We start from the raw sequence: 21,066 nt of genomic DNA, 5'->3' as shown, positions 1-21,066 counted from the left end.
GAAGGTCGGCACATCCTTCCTAGCTATTCCGGAAATGCGAAATATGGCCACCGAACGTTACAATCCGCGCGATGCCGAGCCCCGTTGGCAGGCGAAATGGTCCGAAGCAGGCGTCTTCGTCACCGACAACAACAACAAGCGCGAGAAGTACTACGTCCTTGAGATGTTCCCCTATCCTTCGGGCCGCATCCATATGGGTCACGTTCGCAACTACGCGATGGGCGACGTGGTTGCACGTTACAAGCGCGCCCGCGGCTATAACGTCCTGCATCCAATGGGCTGGGACGCCTTCGGCATGCCGGCGGAAAATGCCGCCATGCAGAACAAGGTCCATCCGAAAGAATGGACTTACCAGAATATCGCCACCATGCGCGGCCAGCTAAAGTCGATGGGCCTATCGCTCGACTGGTCGCGCGAATTCGCCACATGTGACGTCGAATACTACCAGCGCCAGCAGTACCTGTTCCTCGACATGATGGAAAAGGGCCTGATCTATCGCAAACAGTCGAAGGTCAACTGGGACCCGGTCGACCATACGGTGCTTGCCAATGAACAGGTCATCGAAGGTCGCGGATGGCGCTCCGGCGCGCTGGTCGAACAGCGCGAACTGACCCAGTGGTTCTTCAAGATTACCGATTTCAGCCAGGACCTGCTCGATTCGCTGGACACGCTCGACCAATGGCCGGAAAAAGTGCGCCTGATGCAGAAGAACTGGATCGGCCGTTCGGAAGGGCTGACGCTGCGCTGGGAGATCACCGGCGCTGCTCCGGCAGGTCATTCGGAAGTGACGGTTTATACGACCCGTCCCGACACCCTGTTCGGCGCCTCCTTCCTGGCCATCGCCGCCGATCATCCGCTGGCCAAGGCGGTGTCGGAGAAGAACGCCAAGGTGGCAGCCTTCTGCGACGAGAGCCGGCGCGCAGGGACTTCGCTCGCGGCGCTCGAGACGGCCGAGAAGAAGGGCATAGACACCGGCGTGAAAGTGCGCCATCCCTTCGACCCCTCCTGGGAACTGCCAGTCTATGTCGCCAACTTCGTCCTCATGGACTATGGCACGGGCGCAATCTTCGGCTGCCCCTCGGGAGATCAGCGCGACCTCGATTTCGCCCGCAAATACGACCTGCCCGTCGTTCCGGTCGTCATGCCGAAGGACGGCGATGCCGCAACCTTCTCGGTGGGCGACACGGCTTATGACGGCGACGGCGTGATGATCAATTCCCGCTTCCTTGACGGCCTGGATACCGCGGAAGCCTTCAAGCTTGTGGCCGACAAGCTGTCGTCGACCATGCTCGGCAATGCGCCGCAGGGCGAACGCAAGGTCCAGTTCCGCCTGCGTGACTGGGGTATTTCCCGCCAGCGCTACTGGGGCTGCCCGATCCCGGTCATCCATTGCGACGATTGCGGCGTCGTCCCCGTGCCGAAGAAGGACCTGCCGGTCAAGCTGCCCGATGACGTCACATTCGACGTTCCCGGCAATCCACTTGACCGTCACGCGACCTGGCGCCACGTTGCCTGCCCGGAATGCGGCAAGCCGGCACGACGTGAAACGGACACGATGGACACGTTTGTCGATTCGAGTTGGTACTTCGCCCGCTTCACGGCACCGCGCGAGGACCTGCCGACCGTTCCGGCAATCGCCGACCATTGGTTGCCAGTCGACCAGTATATCGGCGGCATCGAACACGCGATCCTCCACCTGCTCTATTCGCGTTTCTTCACCCGCGCCATGCGCGAGACGGGCCACGTCGGTCTGAGCGAGCCTTTCAAGGGCTTGTTCACCCAGGGCATGGTGGTGCACGAGACCTATAAGCTTGGCGCCGGCGCTCAAGGCCAATGGGTGGCGCCGGCTGACATCCGCATCGAAGAGGTTGATGGAGGCCGGAAGGCCTATCTGCTCTCTTCTGGCGAGGAAGTCGCCATCGGCTCGATCGAGAAGATGTCGAAGTCGAAGAAGAACGTCGTCGATCCAGATGACATCATCGCGTCCTATGGCGCCGACACGGCGCGCTTCTTCGTGCTGTCGGACTCGCCACCCGACCGCGACGTGATCTGGTCCGAGGCGGGGGTAGAGGGTGCACACCGCTTCGTACAGCGCGTCTGGCGGCTGATTTCCGAAGCCGCGGAAGCCATGGCAACGACAGAGGCGAATCCGGCTAAAGAGGGCGCCGCCATGACGGTGTCCCAGGCTGCGCATCGCACGCTCGCCGCTGTCCAGAGCGACTATGACAAGCTCGCTTTCAACAAGGCCGTGGCGCGTATCTACGAGTTGGTCAACACCCTGGCCGGACCGCTCATGGATGTCGCGAACGCTAAAGTCGACGCAGTAATGACCGCCGCCGTTAAGGACGCCGCAGAGATCCTGATCCAGCTGATTAGCCCGATGACGCCACATCTGGCGGAGGAATGCTGGAAGGCTATCGGCCGCGAGGGACTGGTCGCCACCGCACCTTGGCCGGCCTTCATTCCGCAACTCGTGCAGCTGGACGAGGTCGTCATGCCGATCCAGATCAACGGTAAAAAGCGCGCTGAATTGACAATCAGCCGCGACGCGGACCAAGATGCTGTCCAGAATGCGGTTCTTGCACTCGACGCCGTAAAGGCCGCCCTTGCCGGGCAGACTCCGAAGAAGATCATCGTCGTTCCGTTAAGGATTGTGAACATTGTCGTCTGACCCCGTCCGCCTGCCGGTTCGCCGGACCAGCCTACTGCTTGCCTTGGGCCTTTCGGCGATTCTCGCCTCGTGCCAGGCTCGCCCACTCTATGGCGACAGCGCCGCAACTCAGAAGAGCCTCGGGGCAATAGCCTATTCCGAAGCGGATGATCGCGTTGAGCTCGAAGTGCGCAATCAGCTGATTTTCATGACCGGGGGTGGGGCGGGGGAACCGGCCGCGCCAGAGTATAGGGTCGAGCTCAAGGTCGAAACCAAGACGACCGGCGTATTGCTCGATCGATCCTCCGACACATTCAAGGCGGGCCGCGTGGCGGTATCGGCGGATTATACGCTCGAGCGTATCGCCGACAACACCGTACTCAAGGCCGGTCATCGCCAAGCCGTCTCGCTGGTTGATTTCCCGGCTCAGGAGTTTGCCAAGCACAGGGCCATTCGCGATGGTGAAAACCGTGCTGCCCGCGAGCTGGCCGAACTCATTCGTGCCGATCTCGCCATGGTTCTCGGGCGCTGAGGGCACCCGCACCATGGCAGAGGTCAAATCCCACGAGTTTGAAGGCTTCCTGCAGAAATCCGTGCGGCATTACCGCATCTTTGTCGTTTACGGACCGGACCGCGGCCTGGTGGCCGAGCGCGCGGCGCAGATAGCCGCAACCACGGGGGTCGACCTCTCTGACAACTTTGCGCTAATCAGGCTCGACGTTGGCGACATCACTTCAGATCCCGGCCGTCTGATGGACGAGGTGAATTCCTTCGGTCTGTTCGGCGGCGACAAGCTGGTCTGGATTCGTGGCGCGGCCAACGAGAAAGCTTTGGTCGACGGATTGCAGATCATCGTCGAAGCCCCGCCGGAAAACAGTACCGTCCTCATCGAAGCGGGCGATCTGAAGAAGGGATCAGCGCTGCGCAAGGTGGCCGAGGCAGCTCGCAGCATAGCAATCGTTCCCTGCTACCAGGACGATGCAAGGGCGATCAACGCGCTGATCGACACAGAACTTTCAGGGGCAGGCCAGCGCATCACGCCTGCCGCGCGCGAGCTTCTGACTGAATCGCTCGGGGGTGACCGGATCGCATCCCGCAGCGAAGTACGCAAGCTGCTGTTATACTGTCTACATGAGCCGATAATCGACGAGCAGCATGTGGTCGACATCATCGGCGACGCGAGCGCCATCTCGACCGACGAGGTGGTTGACGCGGTGCTATCTGGCGACCCCGATGGCTTCCTGCATGCGTTACAGAAGATCGTAACCTCCAAGACGCCGGTCTTTCTTGTGCTCCAGTCCTGCCTGCGTCAGTTCCAGCAGCTTGAACTGATGCGAATCGAGATGGAAGATCGTCAACAGCAAGCGGGCCAGGTCATACAGTCGCTGGGCCGGGGAATACACTTCCGCCGAAAGCCGCTCATTGAGCGGGCCCTGCGCAACTGGAACGCGACCGATCTGGCCAGGGAAGCCAGCCGCATCCAGGCGACGATCCTACAGACCCGCAAGAAGGCGGCGCTTGAAGACAAGCTGGCCATGCAGACGCTTTTATCGACCACATTGCAATCGGCGCGGCGCAATCGCCGCGCCTGAGGGGCTCAGCTTCGACCTTCGAGCAGACGGCAGATTTCCTCGAGCTGTTCGAGGGTCTTGTAGGAAATCCTGATCTGACCGCCACTGCCCTTGTGGTTGATGGCAACAGCCAGGCCCAACCGATCCGTCAGGCTACGCTCCAGCGCCACTGTATCGGAATCCTTCGGCTCACGGGGCTCCGCCGGCGGTGCGCTCTGAGCCTTGATATGGGTCTGGGCCAGCTTCTCCGCATCACGCACAGACAGCCCTTTGGCGGCTATGGTTTTGGCAAGCGTCACCGGATCCGGGGTGGACACCAGCGCCCGGGCATGGCCGGCCGACAAACTGCCCTCGGCCAACATATCACGCACCGGCTCCGGCAGCTTCAGCAACCGCAAACTGTTGGCCACATGGCTACGGCTCTTGCCGATGATTTCGCCAAGATCATTCTGGGTATAACCATGTTCGGCAATCAGTTGCTCATAGCCGAGCGCCTCTTCGAGCGGATTGAGATCGGCCCGTTGAACGTTTTCGACAATGGCGAGTTCGAGCGCGGTGCGGTCATCTACGTCGCGCACAACAACGGGGATCTCGACCAGCCCTGCGAGCTGAGCCGCTCGCCAGCGCCGTTCGCCGGCGATAATTTCAAAACGATCTTTGGCAAGGGTCCGCACGACGACCGGCTGGACGATACCATGTTGCCGGATTGAGCCAGCCAGATCCTGCAATTCGGTTTCGTCGAAATAGCGGCGAGGATTTTTCGGGTTGCGGGCGACGAATTCGATCGGCACGGTGCGGTCGGGATTAATTCTGGGGCGGACTTCCCCCACCGGCACGGGCTGATCCATCTCTCCGATCAGAGCAGCCAAGCCCCGACCAAGCCGCCGCTTGGAAAGATCGTCACTCATATATTATGCTCCATAACTAATTAGCGCAAACAATCACGCCGCCTTGCGCTGTCTTTCCCGCTGAATGACTTCGGATGCCAGCTGCAGATAGGCTTGGCTGCCGGCACATTTCAGATCATAGAGGATCGCCGGTTTACCATAGGAGGGCGCCTCGGAGACACGGACATTGCGCGGGATGAGCGTCGTATAGACCTTCTCGCCCAGATGCGTCCGCACATCACTGACAACCTGTTGCGCAAGGTTATTACGCGCATCGAACATCGTCAGTACGATGCCCTGGATATCGAGGCTCGGATTGACCGTCTGACGGACCTGGCTGATCGTCTCGAGCAACTGGCTGAGGCCTTCGAGCGCGAAGAACTCGCATTGCAGCGGAACCAGGACGGAATGCGCGGCGGCCATGGCATTCATGGTCAACAGGTTGAAGGAGGGTGGGCAATCGACCAGAACATAGGTGAACCGCCGCGCATCATCCGTCGCAAGGGCCTTCTTGAGCCGGAAAACGCGGTCCGCTTGCTGGGCGATCTCCATTTCAAAACCGAGGAGGTCTAGCGTAGACGGAACGATGGCCAGGTTCGGCACAGCCGTTTCAATAGCCGCTTCGGCAACGGAACGGCTACCGACTAGAACATCATATGATGAAAACTTGCGATCCCGCCGATCGATACCCAGGCCTGTGCTGGCATTCCCCTGCGGATCGAGATCGACAATCAAAACGCGTTCGCCGATGGCGGCAAGCGCAGTGGCCAGATTAATTGCAGTCGTCGTCTTGCCGACGCCACCCTTCTGGTTAGCAATGGTAATGATCCGGTTTTTCTCAACAGTCATTCCGCACCTGACGCTGGTTGACCAATGCGCCGAATATTGGCCAATTCCAAAATGACGGAGTCGGCCTCGATCGCGCTCTGGTGTATTACCAGATCGAAGTGCCAGCGACCACGGGCTTTGTCGATCTCACCGAGATAATCCCGACCTTTGTGGAAATAGCAGCGCAGTGAGGGATTGCGCTCCGCCCAAGGTGCCGCAAAAACGAGCAATTGATCCAGATCGGCCAGTGCGCGAGCAGAGATGGCATCGCAATTGACCAGTTTCTTCTGGGCTTCTTCGATCCGGATCGGATGCACCGCTGCGCGCGCGCCCGTCTCGTTCAATGCGACACGCAAGAAACCTGCCTTCTTGTGATTGCTCTCCACCAGATCGACCCAGCCATCTCCCTGATCTGAAAGAAGAATCGCTGTAATCACGCCCGGAAATCCCCCGCCGCTACCAAGGTCAATCCAATGTTTCGATTCCGGAGCGAGTTTAAAGATTTGCGCGCTGTCGGCGATATGCCTCTCCCAGAGGGATTCCTTTGTGGATGGTGCCACAAGATTGATCGCACGCGCCCATTTTTGAAAAAGACTCGCAAAACGTTCGAGTTTCCCGAGCGTTTCACGTGAAACGTTCAATCCTAGATCAGAGAGAGTTTTCGTCATTGTTATCCGACCTTCAACAGCGGCACCGCCTTGCGCAGATGCGCAATCAACAGCGATAGTGCCGCCGGCGTCATACCGTCTACCCTCTTCGCATGGGCAACCGACCATGGACGCGCTGCGGCAAGCTTATGTTTCAACTCATTAGACAGACCAGGTAGCACCGAATAGTCGAAGTCAGACGGAATCACGCGTTCTTCCTCGCGCTGAACACTCAGTATGTCCGCGTCTTGTCGCTCGATATAGGCCGAATATTGAGCGTCAATCGAGACACCCGTTGCCACTCCGCCCGTAACAGCGCCAAGTTCAGGCCAGATGCGACACAGCGCATGCCAATCCACATCCGGATAAGACAATAGTTCCCGCGCCGTGCGCCTCTTCCCGTCCTGATTCACCGAAATTCCGCCGGCTTGGGCCTCATTTGGCGTTACCGACAGTTCCCCGAGCGCCCGATAGATAGCCAATCTTTCAGTCTCATAGGCCGCGAACCGTGAAGCCCGCTCGCCGCCAACACATCCCAGGTCGATGCCCAAAGGTGTCAGCCGCATGTCCGCGTTGTCTGCCCGTAACGTCAAGCGATACTCAGCCCTAGAAGTGAACATCCGATAGGGCTCGGTGACGCCCGAAGTCGTCAGATCATCCAGCATAACGCCAATATAGGATTGCGTGCGGCTGAACACCACGCCGTCAGCACCACCAGCCAAACGCGCCGCATTGAGGCCCGCCACAAGACCCTGCGCAGCAGCCTCCTCGTAACCGGTCGTGCCATTGATCTGGCCCGCCAAGAATAGACCCGGCACCTTGGTTACCTCGAGGGTAGGCCGCAACTCCCGCGGATCCACATAGTCATATTCAATCGCATATCCGCACTGCAAGATCCGCACGTTCTCCAAGCCGGGAATGGTACGAATATATGCCTCCTGCACATTTTCAGGCAGCGAGGTAGAAATTCCATTGGGATAGACAGTATCGTCATCAAGCCCTTCCGGCTCCAGAAAGATCTGATGACCATCCCGATCGCCAAACCGCATGATCTTATCTTCAATCGACGGACAATATCGCGGCCCAACGCCTTCAATTTGCCCAGAATACATAGCCGACAAATGAATATTGTCGCGGATCACCTTATGGGTCGCGTCTGTTGTTCTGGTTATACCACAGCTGATCTGTGGTGTTTCGATTTGATTGGTCATGAATGAAAATGGTATCGGATCCGAATCGGATTCCTGGCGGTCGAGGCCACTCCAGTTGATCGTCTTGCCGTCCAGACGCGCGGGCGTCCCCGTCTTAAGTCGTCCAATTTTCAACTGCGCGGCAGAAAGCACAGCACTCAAGCCCACAGACGGCGGTTCACCGACGCGACCCGCAGGGATCTTGCGGTCACCTATATGAATGAGGCCTCGCAAGAAGGTCCCGCTGGTGAGAACGGCCGCGCCGCAACGAATTTCTCGGCCATTTGAGAGTGTGACGGAACGGATAGCACCACCAGCATCCAGCGCAAAAGAAACCACATCTCCTTCGAGAATCATCAGGCGTTCTTGCTGAGCCAGCGCCGCTTGAACTGCGTTCTTGTAGAGCTTGCGGTCAGCTTGGGTGCGAGGCCCCCACACCGCTGGCCCTTTGCGGCGGTTCAGCATGCGGAACTGAATGCCGCCAAGATCCGCGCAACGCCCCATAATACCATCCAAGGCGTCGATTTCGCGAACAAGATGGCCCTTACCCAAGCCACCAATCGCCGGATTGCAGGACATCCCGCCGATCGTATCCGCACGGTGGGTTATCAATCCCACCCGCGCGCCCATGCGAGCGGCAGCACTGGCTGCTTCGGAGCCCGCATGCCCGCCACCGATGACGACAACGTCAAAAGGTAGATCTGCCATTCCCATTCCTCCACCGATGATGCGGCCAAAGCCGCAGACCATTTCGGAAGCGTTGTTTCACGTGAATCATTTGCCGACACAGAACTCGGAAAAGATCTTCCCGAGCAACATTTCCACATCGATCCGGCCTGTGATGCGGCCGAGCGCATCGGAAGCACGTCGAAGATGCTCAGCGCGAATCTCGAGACCAAGATCGTCACGCTCAATGGCTCGCCCAACTTCATCAATCGCGTCGCGAAGCTGTTGTCCATGCCTCAGTCGGCTGGGAATCGCAAGCGAAAATGTCCCCACTCGCTGCTCCACAAACGCCAAGACCTTCGCCTTTAGCTCCGTAATTCCATAGCCAGACGCACTGGAGATGAGAATATCAGTTATCGGTTTCGGATCCGAATCAGTGAGTAGATCCGCCTTGGTGCACACACGTACGACGGAACAACCAGCTGGCACCTCGACAAAATCATCGGGGGTATCGACGCTGGCGAGGGACAGTACAAGATCCGCCTCGTCAATCTGACCAAGTGCCCGACGAACCCCTTCGCGTTCAACAGGTTCCGAGGCATCGCGAATGCCAGCTGTGTCGTAGAAGTGCACCGCATAGCCTCCAATATCCAGCTCGCAGTGCAAGATATCACGCGTCGTACCCGCATACTCCGTAACGATCGCCACGTCCCGCCCGGCTAGCGCATTAAGAAGGCTTGACTTCCCGGCGTTCGGCCGACCCGCAATCACAACCTTGAACCCGTCGCGAATAATCTCTCCGGCCTTTAGAGCGTCCAAGGCCTTTTCAAGTTCCGACTGAAAGGCGCGCATGTCGCTCCAGATTCGATCCGAAACCGAACCGGGAATATCGCCTTCATCGGAAAAATCGAGCTCCGCCTCGATCATAGCCCGCGCTTCGACCAGCTTACCGCGCCAGCCCTCATAGAGACTCGACAGATGGCCGGCGCTTTGCTCAACCGCCAACCGACGCTGCATCTCTGTATCCGCTGCCAGGAGGTCGGATAGCCCTTCAATCTCGACTAGGTCGAGCTTTCCGTGTTCGAAGGCGCGCCGCGAAAACTCACCAGGTTCGGCCATCCGGCAATTGTCGAATGTGGATAACTCCTCGAGAATCTTGCGCACGAGTGCGCGACCACCATGCAGATGAAGCTCGAGACAATCCTCTCCAGTGAAAGAGTGTGGTGCCGGAAACCAAAGAACGAGGGCCTGATCGAGCAATAAATCATTACGGGAACGAATCGAGCGAAGCACGGCATTCCTTGGTGCCGGCAATCTCCCCACCATTTCCAGCGCAACCAAACCTGCACCTGGGCCACTCACACGAACAATCGCCACCCCAGAGGGGAGGGCACCGCTGGACAGCGCAAATATAGTTTCCCGAGGGGAGCGAAGCATGGCTTATCACCTCAACAGGCATGAGCGACTTTGGTTCGGAAGCGAATCGAGCGGCAGTTTGACCCGCCGCTCGTTAGAAATTGCATCAAATTCAAGCCTAAGTCAGGTATTCATCGAATCGAAGAAGTCCGCATTGTTCTTGGTCTGTTTCAGCTTGTCGATCAGGAACTCAATGGCATCCGTTGTTCCCATTGGAGCCAAGATACGGCGCAGAACAAAGATCTTCTGTAGATCCTGTCGCGGAACGAGCAGATCTTCCTTACGTGTACCGGATTTCAGAATATCCATCGACGGGAAGATGCGCTTATCGGCGACCTTACGGTCGAGCACGATTTCCGAGTTACCGGTGCCCTTGAATTCCTCAAAGATCACTTCATCCATACGGCTACCTGTATCAATCAACGCCGTCGCGATAATGGTCAGAGAACCACCTTCTTCGATGTTGCGTGCTGCGCCGAAGAAGCGCTTCGGACGTTGCAGGGCATTGGCGTCCACACCGCCCGTCAGCACCTTGCCCGAAGAGGGGACAACAGTGTTGTAAGCGCGGCCAAGACGGGTGATCGAGTCGAGCAGAATGACAACGTCACGGCCGTGCTCAACAAGGCGCTTGGCCTTCTCGATGACCATTTCAGCGACCTGAACGTGACGGACAGCCGGCTCATCGAAGGTAGAAGACACGACTTCCCCCTTAACCGAGCGCTGCATATCGGTCACTTCTTCAGGGCGCTCATCGATCAGCAGGACAATGAGATAGCATTCCGGATGGTTAGCAGTGATCGAGTGGGCGATGTTCTGCAAAAGCACGGTCTTACCAGTGCGCGGCGGCGCGACGATCAGGCCGCGCTGACCCTTGCCAAGTGGTGCTACCAAATCGATGACACGGGCAGACAGGTCCTTCGAGGTCGGAACGTCGAGTTCCATCTTGAACCGTTCATTCGGATAGAGAGGCGTCAGATTATCGAAGTGAACCTTGTGACGGATCTTTTCCGGGTCTTCGAAATTGATTGTATTCACCTTGAGCAGGGCGAAATAGCGTTCACCCTCCTTCGGTCCGCGAATTGGTCCTTCGACCGTATCGCCAGTCTTAAGCGAGAAGCGCCGGAGCTGCGAAGGAGAAATGTAGATGTCATCCGGACCAGGCAGGTAATTGGCATTGGCCGAGCGAAGGAAGCCAAAACCGTCCTGCAGGACCTCGACAACACCCTCGCCGATAATTTCGACGTCCTGAGACGCCAACATTTTCAGGATTGCAAACATCAGCTCCTGCTTGCGCATCGTGCTGGCGTTCTCGACTTCAAGCGATTCGGCGAAGGCGAGCAGATCGGTCGGCGATTTGCTCTTAAGTTCTTGTAGCTTCATTTCAGCCATGAAGATGGACCACGTTCGTTTATTTTTTCAGGGGAAGGCGAGCCGGTTGAATTCGGTACGATCGCGAAAGGCCGCAAATGACAGAATATTACGCAAGCCGAAAAGATGAGATGGCGGGAAAATAGCGGGTCAGCCTTTTGCCCGCAAGCAAAAAGCAGAATCGGACGAAAATAAAGGTCCAGAGTCGTTCAAACGCGCGCTCAAAACGGTTTGACGACCACCAGGACGACGATAACGATCATCAAAAGCGTCGGAACCTCGTTCATCAGGCGCCAAAAACGAGCGTCGCGCACATACTGCCCACGTCCAAAAGCCTTGACCGATCGAGCGAAGAAGCCGTGGACACCAGAAAGACCAAGAACGGCGAGCAGCTTCAAATGAAGCCAGCCACCCTGGAAGCCGAATACCGTCCAGGCCAAATAGAGGCCCAGGACCCATGAAACGATCATTGCGGGGTTCATGATCACCTTCATGAGCCGCACCTCCATCACGCTGAAGGTCCGGGCCTGATCGGAATCCGGCTCGCAATCACTGTGGTAGATGAAAAGTCGCGGCATGTAGAGCATACCCGCCATCCAGGAAATGATGGCGATGACATGCAGCGCCTTGATCCAGGAATAGGCGGCATCCTCACCGAAAACGGCAATCGCCAGAGCGATGGCGCCGAAGAACACCAGTGCGATCGCCGCCTTGGTGGCCGCCTTACGTCCCGGTGCCAGATCCGTCTGCCGCTCGGCCATGCTACTTCCCCCTTCCTCGGACACGCTCAACGAGAAGGCTGACGTTTTTCGGATCAGCCTGAGGCGTGATGCCATGGCCGAGATTGAAAATCAGCGGTCCATGCCCAAGCTTGTCAAGAATACGATCGATCCCTTCCTCGAGCGCCTGCCCTCCGGCGACGACCCGCATGGGATCGAGATTGCCCTGCACCGGCCCGTCCTTCTGCAACTCGACTGCGAAACTCAAGGGCACCGTCCAATCGAGGCCAATCGCATCCGCGCCGGTCTTCTGGCGATAGTCGCGCAGCAGAAGACCAGCCCCCTTGGCAAAAGCAATAACCTTCGCGTAGGGTCTCTGCGCCTTCACCGAAGCGATGATTCGCGCCATGGGCCGAACACAGAAGCGGCCAAACTCCTCCTCGCCGAGAACACCGGCCCAAGAATCAAAGATCTGCACGGCATCCGCCCCGGCATCGATCTGGGCCACCAGATAGGTGGCAGACATGTCTGCGAGAAAATCAAGAAGATGGGCGAAAGCCTCCGGCTCTCGGTAAGCAAAGAGCCGGGCCGGCGCCTGATCAGGTGTGCCGTGTCCAGCAATCATATAGGTCGCGACGGTCCACGGCGCGCCACAGAATCCAAGCAGCGTCGTCTCACTGGGCAAATACTGCCTTAGACGGCCGACCGTTTCGATGACCGGAGCAAGATGCTGCATGAAATCACCGCAAACCAATTTGCGGATACCCTCGGCATCGATCGGATCCATCTGCGGCCCATGCCCTTCGGTGAAATGGACATTGCGATTCAGCGCATCAGGAATCACCAGAATATCGGAGAAAAGAATCGCCGCATCGAAACCATAGCGCCGAATGGGCTGCAGTGTGACCTCGACGGCATAATCGGGCGTGTAACAGAGATCGAGAAAGCTCCCGGCCTTGGCACGTGTCTCGCGATATTCCGGAAGGTAGCGCCCAGCCTGCCGCATCAACCAGATAGGCGGTGGGCTCACTGTCTTGCCGTTCAAGACTTCGAGGATTTTCCGTTCGGTACCGGTCAAGGCGTCAGCCCTCTTAAAAAAGAAAAGATAATTGAATCTTCTTCTATTTCTAAGAGTCTGTGACTATCAAGCATTAAACCCCATCCACAGTTGAACCCGGTTTCGGCACCGCATTCTCTATGAAGTGGTCAGAGCACGGCGGTTATTTCTAAATATTGGGGATAGCGTCAAAAAAGGTAAATAAATCATTTTGTTATAGAGATTTGAGATTGCTGCTTAGCTGTGGATAAGTGGTGGATCAATTTGAAAAACTGCGGCTTCTTACCACAATCCACAATCATCCTTGAGAGAGTGCCGAACAAAGGCCGATGTGGATAAGTTGGCAGTTTTCCCCTTGCCCGAGGCGGGCTTGCGCCGCTACCTCTGTTTGTCCCGAATTATCAACAGGTGGCCGAGAAGAACGTGGAGAACCGGAAAAACTTCTTCCATCTGCATCTCATTTCTGACTCAACGGGCGAGACTCTCATCTCCGCTGGCCGTGCGGCCGCGGCACAATTCAAAGCGTCCAATGCTATAGAGCACGTCTATCCGTTGATCCGCTCGAAGCGTCAGTTGATGTTGGTACTTCAAGCGATCGACAACGAGCCGGGAATCGTCCTCTACACCATCGTCGAACCCGACCTTGCGACTCTCATTGACACCACCTGCCGCGAAATGGGTGTGCCGAGTGTCAATGTGCTGGCGCCGGTAGTGGATACTTTTCAGACCTATCTCGGTGCGCCGTCGCGGGGGAGGGTGGGCGCACAGCATGTCCTCAACGCCGAATACTTCGCCCGGATCGAAGCGCTCAACTTCACAATGGATCACGATGATGGGCAGGCACCGGACGATTATGACGGCGCCGACGTGGTGCTTATCGGCATAAGCCGGACATCGAAAACGCCAACCAGCATCTATCTCGCCAATCGTGGTATTAAGACCGCTAATATTCCGATTGTCGTCGGTGTGCCGCTTCCGGAAAGTCTGATGCGGGCGAAAAATCCACTCATCGTTGGTCTGATCGCTACATCGGACCGTATCTCTCAGGTGCGCGAGAACCGCGAGCTCGGCGCAACGCCGGGCTATGATCGCAGTGAATATACCGATCGAGCCACGATTGCTGAGGAACTGAAATATGCGCGGGCCCTTTGTGCCCGAAATAATTGGCCGATCATCGATGTGACCCGTCGCTCGATCGAGGAAACGGCGGCGGCGATCGTTGCCCTGAGGATCAAGCTGCGTTAATCCGATTCCCAGGGTTAACCGTTTCCAAGGATGCTGCCGTCATGGCTGAAACACTCGTGCTTGCCTCAGCGAGCCAATCACGCCGGACGCTGATGGAAAATGCCGGCCTCGCTTTTGCAGCGGTTGCCGCCGCGATCGATGAACGGGCAGTGGAGCGGTCGATTGAACACCGCAGTCTAGGGCCAGCCGAACTCGCGGTTGAACTTGCCTTACAAAAGGCGCTCGAAGTCAGCGACCGTTTTCCAGGAGCGCTCGTCGTCGGTTGTGACCAGACCATGTCGCTTGGACAGGAGGTCTTTCACAAACCGAGCGACCGCGTGGAAGCACGGACAAATCTGCAAGCTTTGAGGGGCAAGACGCATCGGCTGAACAGTGGTGTGGTTCTGGTGCGGGACGGCGCGGAAATCTGGCGTCACGTTTCGATAGCGGATCTGACGATGCGTGATTTTTCCGAGGATTTTCTCGATGACTATCTGGAGCGTTGCGGCGAGGCGGTGATGAGAAGCGTCGGTTGCTACCAGCTTGAAGGAATCGGAATCCAGCTATTCACTACGATCTTGGGCGACTATTTCACGATACTCGGACTCCCCTTGTTACCATTGCTGGAACGGTTGCGGGCGCTTGGAGAAATCGATGTCTGATTCACGTGAAACAATTAACCATCATGCCTTTGTTGTCGGCTACCCGATCAAACACTCGCGCTCGCCATTGATACATGGTCATTGGCTGAAAACTATGGGTATTGTCGGGACCTATGAACGCGTGGCTGTCTCTCCCGAGGATTTTGCCGATTTCATCGCAGGCGTAAAAAGCGGGGCGCTTGGCTATTGTGGCGGCAATGTAACCATTCCTCATAAGGAGGCTGCGCACGCACTGGCCGATGAAACGGATGCACTGACCGATGAGCTGGGCGCGGCCAATACACTCTGGGTCGACGATGGCAAGCTTAAGGCGACGAATACGGATGGGATCGGCTTTACATCCAATCTCGATGATCGTCATCTGGGTTGGGATCGTGGCGAGACAGCCGTCGTGCTCGGCGCCGGCGGCGCGAGCCGGGCGGTCATTCAAGCGTTGCGTGAAAGGGGGTTCAGGGAGATCCATGTCGTCAATCGAACGCTTGAGCGGGCGAGGGAGCTGGCGCACCGTTTCGGACCGCGCGTCTACCCGCATGCCATGGAAGCTTGTGCCGAGGTGATGCAGGGTGCTGACTTCTTCGTCAATACGACGTCGCTTGGCATGGACGGGGATCCAGCACCTATTCTGCCCTTTCACAGCCTGGAATCTGATGCGGTCGTTACCGACATTGTCTATGTGCCACTGAAGACCGCGTTTCTCGATCAGGCCGAAAGAGTAGGTTTGGCGACTGTTGATGGTCTGGGCATGCTCTTGCATCAAGCGGTTCCTGGCTTTGAAAAATGGTTCGGCAAGCGGCCTGTCGTTGACGAGGTTCTACGGGCCCTGGTCATAGCCGATATGGAGGCGCACGGATGATCGTTCTCGGTCTCACTGGATCCATTGGTATGGGCAAGTCGACGACTGCGAGCCTTTTTGCCGAGGCCGGAATTCCGGTCAACGACGCCGATCAGATGGTGCATGATCTCTATCGCGGCGAAGCGGTCAAAGAGGTCGGCAAGCTGTTTCCCGACGCCATCAGGGATGAGGTGGTCGACCGCAAATTACTCGCGGAGAATCTGGCGAAGAATCCGGATAAATTTCGGGATCTTGAAGAGATCGTCCATCCGCTGGTGCGCGAGCGGGAAAAGCATTTTCTCGAACTCCAGCGTATCGCGGGTGCCGACATGGTCGTCCTAGACATTCCACTGCTATTCGAGACCGGCAACGCCTCGCGTGTCGATAAGATCGTGGTGGTGAGCTGTGACGCGGCTATCCAGCGGCAGCGCGTGCTCGAAAGGCCGGGAATGACGGCAGAGAAATTTGAAATGATCTTGTCGCGGCAGATGCCGGATGCTGAAAAGCGCCTGAGAGCGGATTTTGTCATCGATACAGGCCATGGTGTGGACGCGGCCAGGGAACGCGTGCGACAGATCATTGCTGAACTGAGAGCTGGCAAGGAGAAAATGCCGAATGCGTGAGATCGTCTTCGATACGGAAACCACTGGCCTTGAGTTCAAGAACGATCGCGTCATCGAAATTGGCGGCATCGAATTGTTTAACCATTTTCCGACCGGGCGCAGTTTCCATGTTTATATTAATCCCGGTGATCGGCGGGTTCATCCGGACGCTCTCGCCGTCCATGGGATCACCGACGATTTCCTGAAAGACAAGCCGACCTTCGACCAGATCATCGACGAACTGGTGGAGTTCTTCGACGGCGCGCGCTGGGTGGCGCATAACGCCACCTTCGATATGACCTTCATCAATGCCGAGTTCGCGAGGATCGGGCGCGAGGCAGTGCCGGGCGAGCTGGTTGTGGATACGCTGGCGCTGGCTCGGCGCAAGCATCCCATGGGCCCCAATTCGCTTGACGCGCTGTGCCGCCGTTATGGCATCGACAATTCGCATCGCACCAAGCACGGAGCGCTGCTCGACTCCGAGCTGCTTGCCGAAGTCTACATTGAGATGCTTGGTGGTCGCCAGGCAACTTTCGGCCTGATGCCGGTGCAGGAAGGGCGTGAGCGAGGCAGTGAGGAGACCGAGGTCATCGAGGTGAGCTACGAGCGGCCCCGCCCTCTGCCGCCGCGGATCTCGGCCGCAGAAATGCAGGGCCATGCAGGCCTTGTGGCACGGCTTGGGCAAAAGGCGATCTGGGGGAAATACGGCGCGTAATAAAAAGCCCGGTCACGAGACCGGGCTTTGAGCACTTTCAAGACCGTCGCCTAAATCAGTTAGGTACAGCCTGAACCTTGGCGCGAGCCTGTTCTTCGGCGACACGCTGGGCGAACATCTGAGCGAAATCGATCGGATCGATCAGGAGTGGCGGGAAGCCACCATTGCGGGTCGCATCGGCAATGATCTGGCGGGCGAATGGGAAGAGCAAGCGCGGGCACTCGATGAAGAGGACCGGCAGCATGTGTTCCTGCGGAAAGCCAGTGACGCGGAAAACGCCGCCATAGACAAGCTCGGCCGCGAACAAAACCTTGTCGCCTTCCTTAGCTTCAGCAGTGAGCGCCAGGACGACATCAAAATCGGAATCCGTCAGCGGATTGGCGTTGACATTGACGTTGATGTTGATTGCCGGGGCTTTGTCGCGCGACTGCAGCGAACGCGGTGCACCGGGATTTTCAAACGAAAGATCCTTGATGTACTGGGCAAGAATGTTGAGGGAAGGGCTTCCAGTTCCCTGATTGTCGTCGGCCATTGGGCGTTCCTCACAGCTTGATTTGGTGAGGCCATCTACCATTTTGCCACAGGCCTTACAACCCTGGCCCCAATGGGCTGACCCTGTGAGTCAATCCTTGCGACCTTTGTCAAGCGACCAGGGCGATTGGCGGTTCGGACCGCGATGAAAGTCATTCTCGTCGAGATCGATCGTTGTCGATTCGGACGGGCTTTGGTCGTTCGAGGTGGACGAGGAGGCTTGATAGGAGAAGCGGCTTTCCCGCACGACCGCCACATGCGGCTTAACCAGTTTCCAGGCAAAATCACGGATGAAGGGCAAGAACAGAAGGATGCCGACGATGTCTGTCAGGAAACCTGGGATGATTAGCAGGAACGCAGCAATGACGATCATCGCGCCATGCACGATTTCGCGCCCTGGATCGGCGCCGTTGCGGCTTTCGCTTTGAAGCCTGCGAAGAATGCCGGCGCCTTGCACACGCAGTAACGAGAGCCCGACGACACCGGTGAGGACAGTCAGACCGAGCGTGGCCAACACGCCTATATATTTGCCCACCACGACGAAGGCAGCAATCTCCGCAAGCGGCAGGAAGAACAGGATCGCGAGCGGCAGGCGCATTTCGGTCACTCCGGTCAGATCTCGCGTCGGGGTCTCAGACGCGAGGAAGGATGATGGGGCTTATCAAAGAAAGCCGATTGGCTATTTGAATGATCAGCATTCGCAGACTATATGGGTGACACGACCTAAAATTTAAACAAGGCCGACTGATTGCCATGGGCTCCAACGATTTTGTCACTCTCTTCTTTCTTGTTGCTGCTGTTCTGATTTTTCTTCAGCTGCGTAGCGTGCTGGGTCGTCGGACAGGCAACGAGAAGCCGCCGTTCGATCCCTATAGCCCACGCGATCTGGCCAAGGGCCCAGGTAGCGATGACAGCAAGGTGGTGACCCTGCCGAAACGTGATGACGCAGGCGACGAAAGTTTCGCCGCGATCGATGCCTTTGCCAAGCCGGACACGGCGCTCAATAGCGCGCTGCGCGAATTGGTCCAGCACGATCCGAGTTTCAATCCGAAGGAATTTCTCAACGGAGCGCGCATGGCCTATGAGATGATCGTCATGGCTTTTGCCGATGGCGATCGCAAGACGCTGAAAGGGCTGCTGTCACGCGAAGTGTTCGAGGGTTTCGAGTCGGTGATCGCCGACCGCGAATCCCGCGGCGAGGTGGTGAAATCGACCTTTGTCGGTATCGAGAAGGCCGAGATCACCCAGGCCGTGGTGCGCGACAATGAAGAGCAGATCACCGTTCGCATCCTCTGCCAGCTGATCAGTGCGACCTTTGACAAGGCCGGTACGCTGATCGATGGCGACGCAGAGCAGGTCACCGAAGTCAATGATCTATGGACATTCGCCCGCGACATTCGCTCGCGCGATCCCAACTGGAAGCTGGTCGCCACCGAAGCGGATGCATGAGGGCTAAGTCATGGAGTTCCGTCTTCGGCCGGTCGGCTTCGATGCGCTGCCGGGCTGGGCCGAGGATGATCCGAGCCCACTGTTTTCCGCCCTTGCGGCCTGTCGAAGGCATATTCTTGAGGAAAAGCCCTATCGTACCGGGTTGAGCGGTTTGTCCTCTGATGATCTCATACCCTTGCTGGATGCGGCGGCAAATGTGCAGCCAGAGAATGCGACGCAAGCCCGGGCGTTCTTCGAGGCTGAGTGCCGGCCGTTCGCAATCGATCTGGCGGACGGCGCGCGCGGGTTCGTTACCGCCTTCTACGAGCCGGAGGTCGAGGTCTCCCCACGGCCGGATTCCGTCTACTGTTTCCCCTTCTATCGCCGTCCTGACGATCTTATCGACGTAGACGATAGCAACCGGCCACCCGAACTCGACCAGAGTTATGCTTTTGGCCTTGCGACGGGAAGCGGCATTGCCGCCTATCCCGATCGTCGCGCTATCGATCAGGGCTACCTGGAGGGCAGGGGGCTGGAGATTGCCTGGGCCAAATCGAAGGTCGATGTGTTCTTCGCTCATGTCCAAGGGGCTGCCCGGCTCTGCTTTGGCGACGGCCGGCAGACCCGCGTCACCTTTGCGGCGAAGGCCGGACATCCGTTTTCGGGGATCGGCCGGTTTCTGGTCGAGCGGGGCGAGATCCCGCTTTCTGAGATTTCCATGCAGTCGATCCGCGCCTGGCTGGCGGCGCATCCAGATAGCGTGGACGAGGTTCTCTGGCACAATCGGTCCTACATTTTCTTCCGGGAAGCAGAGGTCGAAGACAGCGCCCTTGGACCGATCGCCGCCGCCAAGGTGCCACTGGTCGCCGGCCGCTCGCTCGCCGTCGACCGTAAGATCCACAGCTTCGGCTATCCGTTCTTTATCCACGCCGAGAGCCTGACACGCCTTGATGAGGGGCGTCCCTTCGCGCGACTGATGCTGGCGCTCGAAACCGGAACGGCCATCGTTGGGCCCGCACGCGGTGATATTTTTACAGGCTCGGGTGAGCGGGCCGGAGACCTGGCTGGTGCCGTGCGCAACGCCGCCGATTTCTATATACTCGTTCCGAAGCAAGCGGCATCGAGGTTCGGCGGGTGACGGGAAAAGGAAAACTGAACGCGGAAGATCGCATCCTCTGGGGCAAGGTAGCGCGCTCGACGCGACCCATGCCAGGCCGGCTCCAGGATTTGCTGGAGTTCGAGGAAGAGTTCAGTGAGCCCACGGCGCCATCGGTTGTGAGCAAACCGGATATCGACAGTTCCGGGCAGCCCGAGAATTCGTTGCCACAGAAAAAACCGGGCGGTACTCATCATCCGCTGGAAAAGCCGGTGAAGCGCAAGCTCTCCCGCGGTCACCTGGCGCTCGAAGCGCGGATCGATCTGCACGGTCTGATCCAGAGCGAGGCGCATGGCATCCTGCTCGACTTTCTCATCCGGGCCCACGAGCGCGGTCTGCGCCATGTCTTGGTGATCACCGGCAAGGGCAGTTCGCTCGGCAGCGACGGCGCCCTCAAGCGCGCCGTGCCGCTGTGGTTTTCCAAGACGGAATTCCGCTATCTCATTTCGTCTTATGAGACAGCGGCACGGCAACATGGCGGAGAGGGCGCTCTGTATGTCCGCCTGTCACGCGGTGGGGGAGAAAGGCGATGACAACCCCCTTCGGCGAAGCCTTGCGGCGCCTGCGCGATCGCAAGGGCGTCTCGCAAAAGGAAATGGCGGCGGCGATCGGCGTTTCCCCGGCTTACCTATCGGCCCTTGAGCACGGACGACGTGGCCGGCCGAATTTTGATTTTCTCCAGCGTGTCGCCGGCTATTTCAACATCATTTGGGACGAGGCGGAAGAATTGTTCATGGTGGCCGATGCCTCCCATCCGCGCGTCATCGTCGATACATCCGGTATGCCCGCCGAATATACCGCTTTGGCGAATGAACTGGCGCTGAAGATTCGCCACCTTTCGCCCGATGTGGTACGAGAATTGAGAAACTTGGTTGAAGCGGCGGGAAAACCGGCCTGACGGCCCGAGAAACGCCGCA

Annotated in this window: 22 protein-coding genes; 12 read left to right on the top strand and 10 right to left on the bottom strand. The window is 57.9% G+C overall.

The features are described 5' to 3' along the window. Positions 1-43: 43 nt before the first annotated feature. From leuS to holA, 3 genes are read left to right on the top strand one after another with little or no spacing between them, the layout of a single operon-like run. A complete protein-coding gene (leuS, locus tag RNA01_RS17675; RefSeq protein WP_147181531.1) occupies positions 44-2,671 on the top strand; it encodes a leucine--tRNA ligase in 2,628 nt (875 codons plus the stop codon). Further along, positions 2,661-3,182: a hypothetical protein gene (locus RNA01_RS17670; RefSeq protein WP_147181530.1), complete on the top strand. Its 522-nt coding sequence runs from the start codon at positions 2,661-2,663 to the stop codon at positions 3,180-3,182. The genes leuS and RNA01_RS17670 overlap by 11 nt, the downstream gene beginning before the upstream one ends. Before the next feature lie 13 nt (positions 3,183-3,195). Then, positions 3,196-4,242, top strand: a complete 1,047-nt coding sequence (gene holA, locus RNA01_RS17665) for a DNA polymerase III subunit delta (RefSeq protein WP_147181548.1) — start codon at positions 3,196-3,198, stop codon at positions 4,240-4,242. Positions 4,243-4,247: 5 nt separating this feature from the next. Here the strand turns inward: holA and RNA01_RS17660 are convergent, their stop codons facing one another. The 8 genes from RNA01_RS17660 to hemE all read right to left on the bottom strand — a co-directional run bounded on the left by RNA01_RS17660 (position 4,248) and on the right by hemE (position 13,020). Next, complete coding sequence (locus RNA01_RS17660; RefSeq protein ID WP_147181529.1) at positions 4,248-5,129, bottom strand: ParB/RepB/Spo0J family partition protein; 882 nt, start codon at positions 5,127-5,129, stop codon at positions 4,248-4,250. A 33-nt stretch (positions 5,130-5,162) separates the two neighbouring features. Then, positions 5,163-5,957 (bottom strand): ParA family protein, encoded by a 795-nt coding sequence (locus tag RNA01_RS17655; RefSeq protein ID WP_147181528.1) that lies wholly within the window; start codon positions 5,955-5,957, stop codon positions 5,163-5,165. Then, a complete protein-coding gene (gene rsmG / locus RNA01_RS17650) occupies positions 5,954-6,604 on the bottom strand; it encodes a 16S rRNA (guanine(527)-N(7))-methyltransferase RsmG (protein WP_147181527.1) in 651 nt (216 codons plus the stop codon). The genes RNA01_RS17655 and rsmG overlap by 4 nt, the downstream gene beginning before the upstream one ends. Before the next feature lie 2 nt (positions 6,605-6,606). Further along, on the bottom strand, positions 6,607-8,481 hold the full coding sequence (gene mnmG, locus RNA01_RS17645) for a tRNA uridine-5-carboxymethylaminomethyl(34) synthesis enzyme MnmG (RefSeq protein ID WP_147181526.1): 1,875 nt from the start codon (positions 8,479-8,481) through the stop codon (positions 6,607-6,609). Between the two features lie 66 nt (positions 8,482-8,547). Then, positions 8,548-9,876, bottom strand: a complete 1,329-nt coding sequence (gene mnmE / locus RNA01_RS17640) for a tRNA uridine-5-carboxymethylaminomethyl(34) synthesis GTPase MnmE (RefSeq protein WP_147181525.1) — start codon at positions 9,874-9,876, stop codon at positions 8,548-8,550. A gap of 102 nt (positions 9,877-9,978) precedes the next feature. Continuing rightward, positions 9,979-11,244 (bottom strand): transcription termination factor Rho, encoded by a 1,266-nt coding sequence (rho, locus tag RNA01_RS17635; protein WP_147181524.1) that lies wholly within the window; start codon positions 11,242-11,244, stop codon positions 9,979-9,981. A 200-nt stretch (positions 11,245-11,444) separates the two neighbouring features. Next, positions 11,445-11,984, bottom strand: a complete 540-nt coding sequence (gene hemJ / locus RNA01_RS17630; RefSeq protein WP_147181523.1) for a protoporphyrinogen oxidase HemJ — start codon at positions 11,982-11,984, stop codon at positions 11,445-11,447. 1 nt (position 11,985) lies between these two features. Continuing rightward, positions 11,986-13,020 carry a uroporphyrinogen decarboxylase gene (gene hemE, locus RNA01_RS17625; RefSeq protein ID WP_147181522.1) on the bottom strand — a complete coding sequence of 345 codons (1,035 nt, stop codon included), beginning with the start codon at positions 13,018-13,020 and terminating at the stop codon, positions 11,986-11,988. A gap of 402 nt (positions 13,021-13,422) precedes the next feature. On the opposite strand from hemE, the gene RNA01_RS17620 reads away from it, so the two are divergent. From RNA01_RS17620 to dnaQ, 5 genes are read left to right on the top strand one after another with little or no spacing between them, the layout of a single operon-like run. Then, entirely contained in the window at positions 13,423-14,244 is an 822-nt protein-coding gene (locus RNA01_RS17620; protein ID WP_147181547.1) for a pyruvate, water dikinase regulatory protein, read from the top strand. 41 nt (positions 14,245-14,285) lie between these two features. After that, positions 14,286-14,885, top strand: a complete 600-nt coding sequence (locus RNA01_RS17615) for a Maf-like protein (RefSeq protein WP_147181521.1) — start codon at positions 14,286-14,288, stop codon at positions 14,883-14,885. Next, positions 14,878-15,738, top strand: a complete 861-nt coding sequence (locus tag RNA01_RS17610; RefSeq protein ID WP_147181520.1) for a shikimate dehydrogenase — start codon at positions 14,878-14,880, stop codon at positions 15,736-15,738. Before RNA01_RS17615 ends, RNA01_RS17610 begins: the two co-directional genes overlap by 8 nt. Continuing rightward, complete coding sequence (coaE, locus tag RNA01_RS17605; protein ID WP_147181519.1) at positions 15,735-16,340, top strand: dephospho-CoA kinase; 606 nt, start codon at positions 15,735-15,737, stop codon at positions 16,338-16,340. Before RNA01_RS17610 ends, coaE begins: the two co-directional genes overlap by 4 nt. Continuing rightward, on the top strand, positions 16,333-17,034 hold the full coding sequence (dnaQ, locus tag RNA01_RS17600) for a DNA polymerase III subunit epsilon (protein WP_147181518.1): 702 nt from the start codon (positions 16,333-16,335) through the stop codon (positions 17,032-17,034). The genes coaE and dnaQ overlap by 8 nt, the downstream gene beginning before the upstream one ends. Before the next feature lie 55 nt (positions 17,035-17,089). Here the strand turns inward: dnaQ and secB are convergent, their stop codons facing one another. Both secB and RNA01_RS17590 read right to left on the bottom strand, forming a co-directional pair. After that, complete coding sequence (secB, locus tag RNA01_RS17595) at positions 17,090-17,566, bottom strand: protein-export chaperone SecB (RefSeq protein ID WP_147181517.1); 477 nt, start codon at positions 17,564-17,566, stop codon at positions 17,090-17,092. A gap of 90 nt (positions 17,567-17,656) precedes the next feature. Next, positions 17,657-18,163 carry an FxsA family protein gene (locus tag RNA01_RS17590; RefSeq protein ID WP_147181516.1) on the bottom strand — a complete coding sequence of 169 codons (507 nt, stop codon included), beginning with the start codon at positions 18,161-18,163 and terminating at the stop codon, positions 17,657-17,659. Positions 18,164-18,318: 155 nt separating this feature from the next. Here RNA01_RS17590 and RNA01_RS17585 point away from each other — a divergent pair, with 155 nt between their 5' ends. From RNA01_RS17585 to RNA01_RS17570, 4 genes are read left to right on the top strand one after another with little or no spacing between them, the layout of a single operon-like run. Continuing rightward, positions 18,319-19,014, top strand: a complete 696-nt coding sequence (locus tag RNA01_RS17585) for a Tim44/TimA family putative adaptor protein (protein ID WP_147181515.1) — start codon at positions 18,319-18,321, stop codon at positions 19,012-19,014. 10 nt (positions 19,015-19,024) lie between these two features. Next, the gene (gene mltA, locus RNA01_RS17580; RefSeq protein WP_147181514.1) at positions 19,025-20,131 is read left to right on the top strand and encodes a murein transglycosylase A; all 1,107 of its coding nucleotides are present in this window, start codon (positions 19,025-19,027) and stop codon (positions 20,129-20,131) included. Continuing rightward, positions 20,128-20,682, top strand: coding sequence for a Smr/MutS family protein (locus RNA01_RS17575; protein WP_235916743.1), 555 nt, complete (start codon positions 20,128-20,130; stop codon positions 20,680-20,682). The genes mltA and RNA01_RS17575 overlap by 4 nt, the downstream gene beginning before the upstream one ends. After that, a complete protein-coding gene (locus RNA01_RS17570) occupies positions 20,679-21,047 on the top strand; it encodes a helix-turn-helix domain-containing protein (RefSeq protein ID WP_147181513.1) in 369 nt (122 codons plus the stop codon). Before RNA01_RS17575 ends, RNA01_RS17570 begins: the two co-directional genes overlap by 4 nt. Positions 21,048-21,066: the final 19 nt, after the last annotated feature.

It is taken from the genome of Paenirhizobium naphthalenivorans (genome assembly GCF_007992095.1).
Taxonomy (GTDB): domain Bacteria; phylum Pseudomonadota; class Alphaproteobacteria; order Rhizobiales; family Rhizobiaceae; genus Allorhizobium; species Allorhizobium naphthalenivorans.
This window is presented reverse-complemented; position numbering and strand designations above follow the sequence as displayed.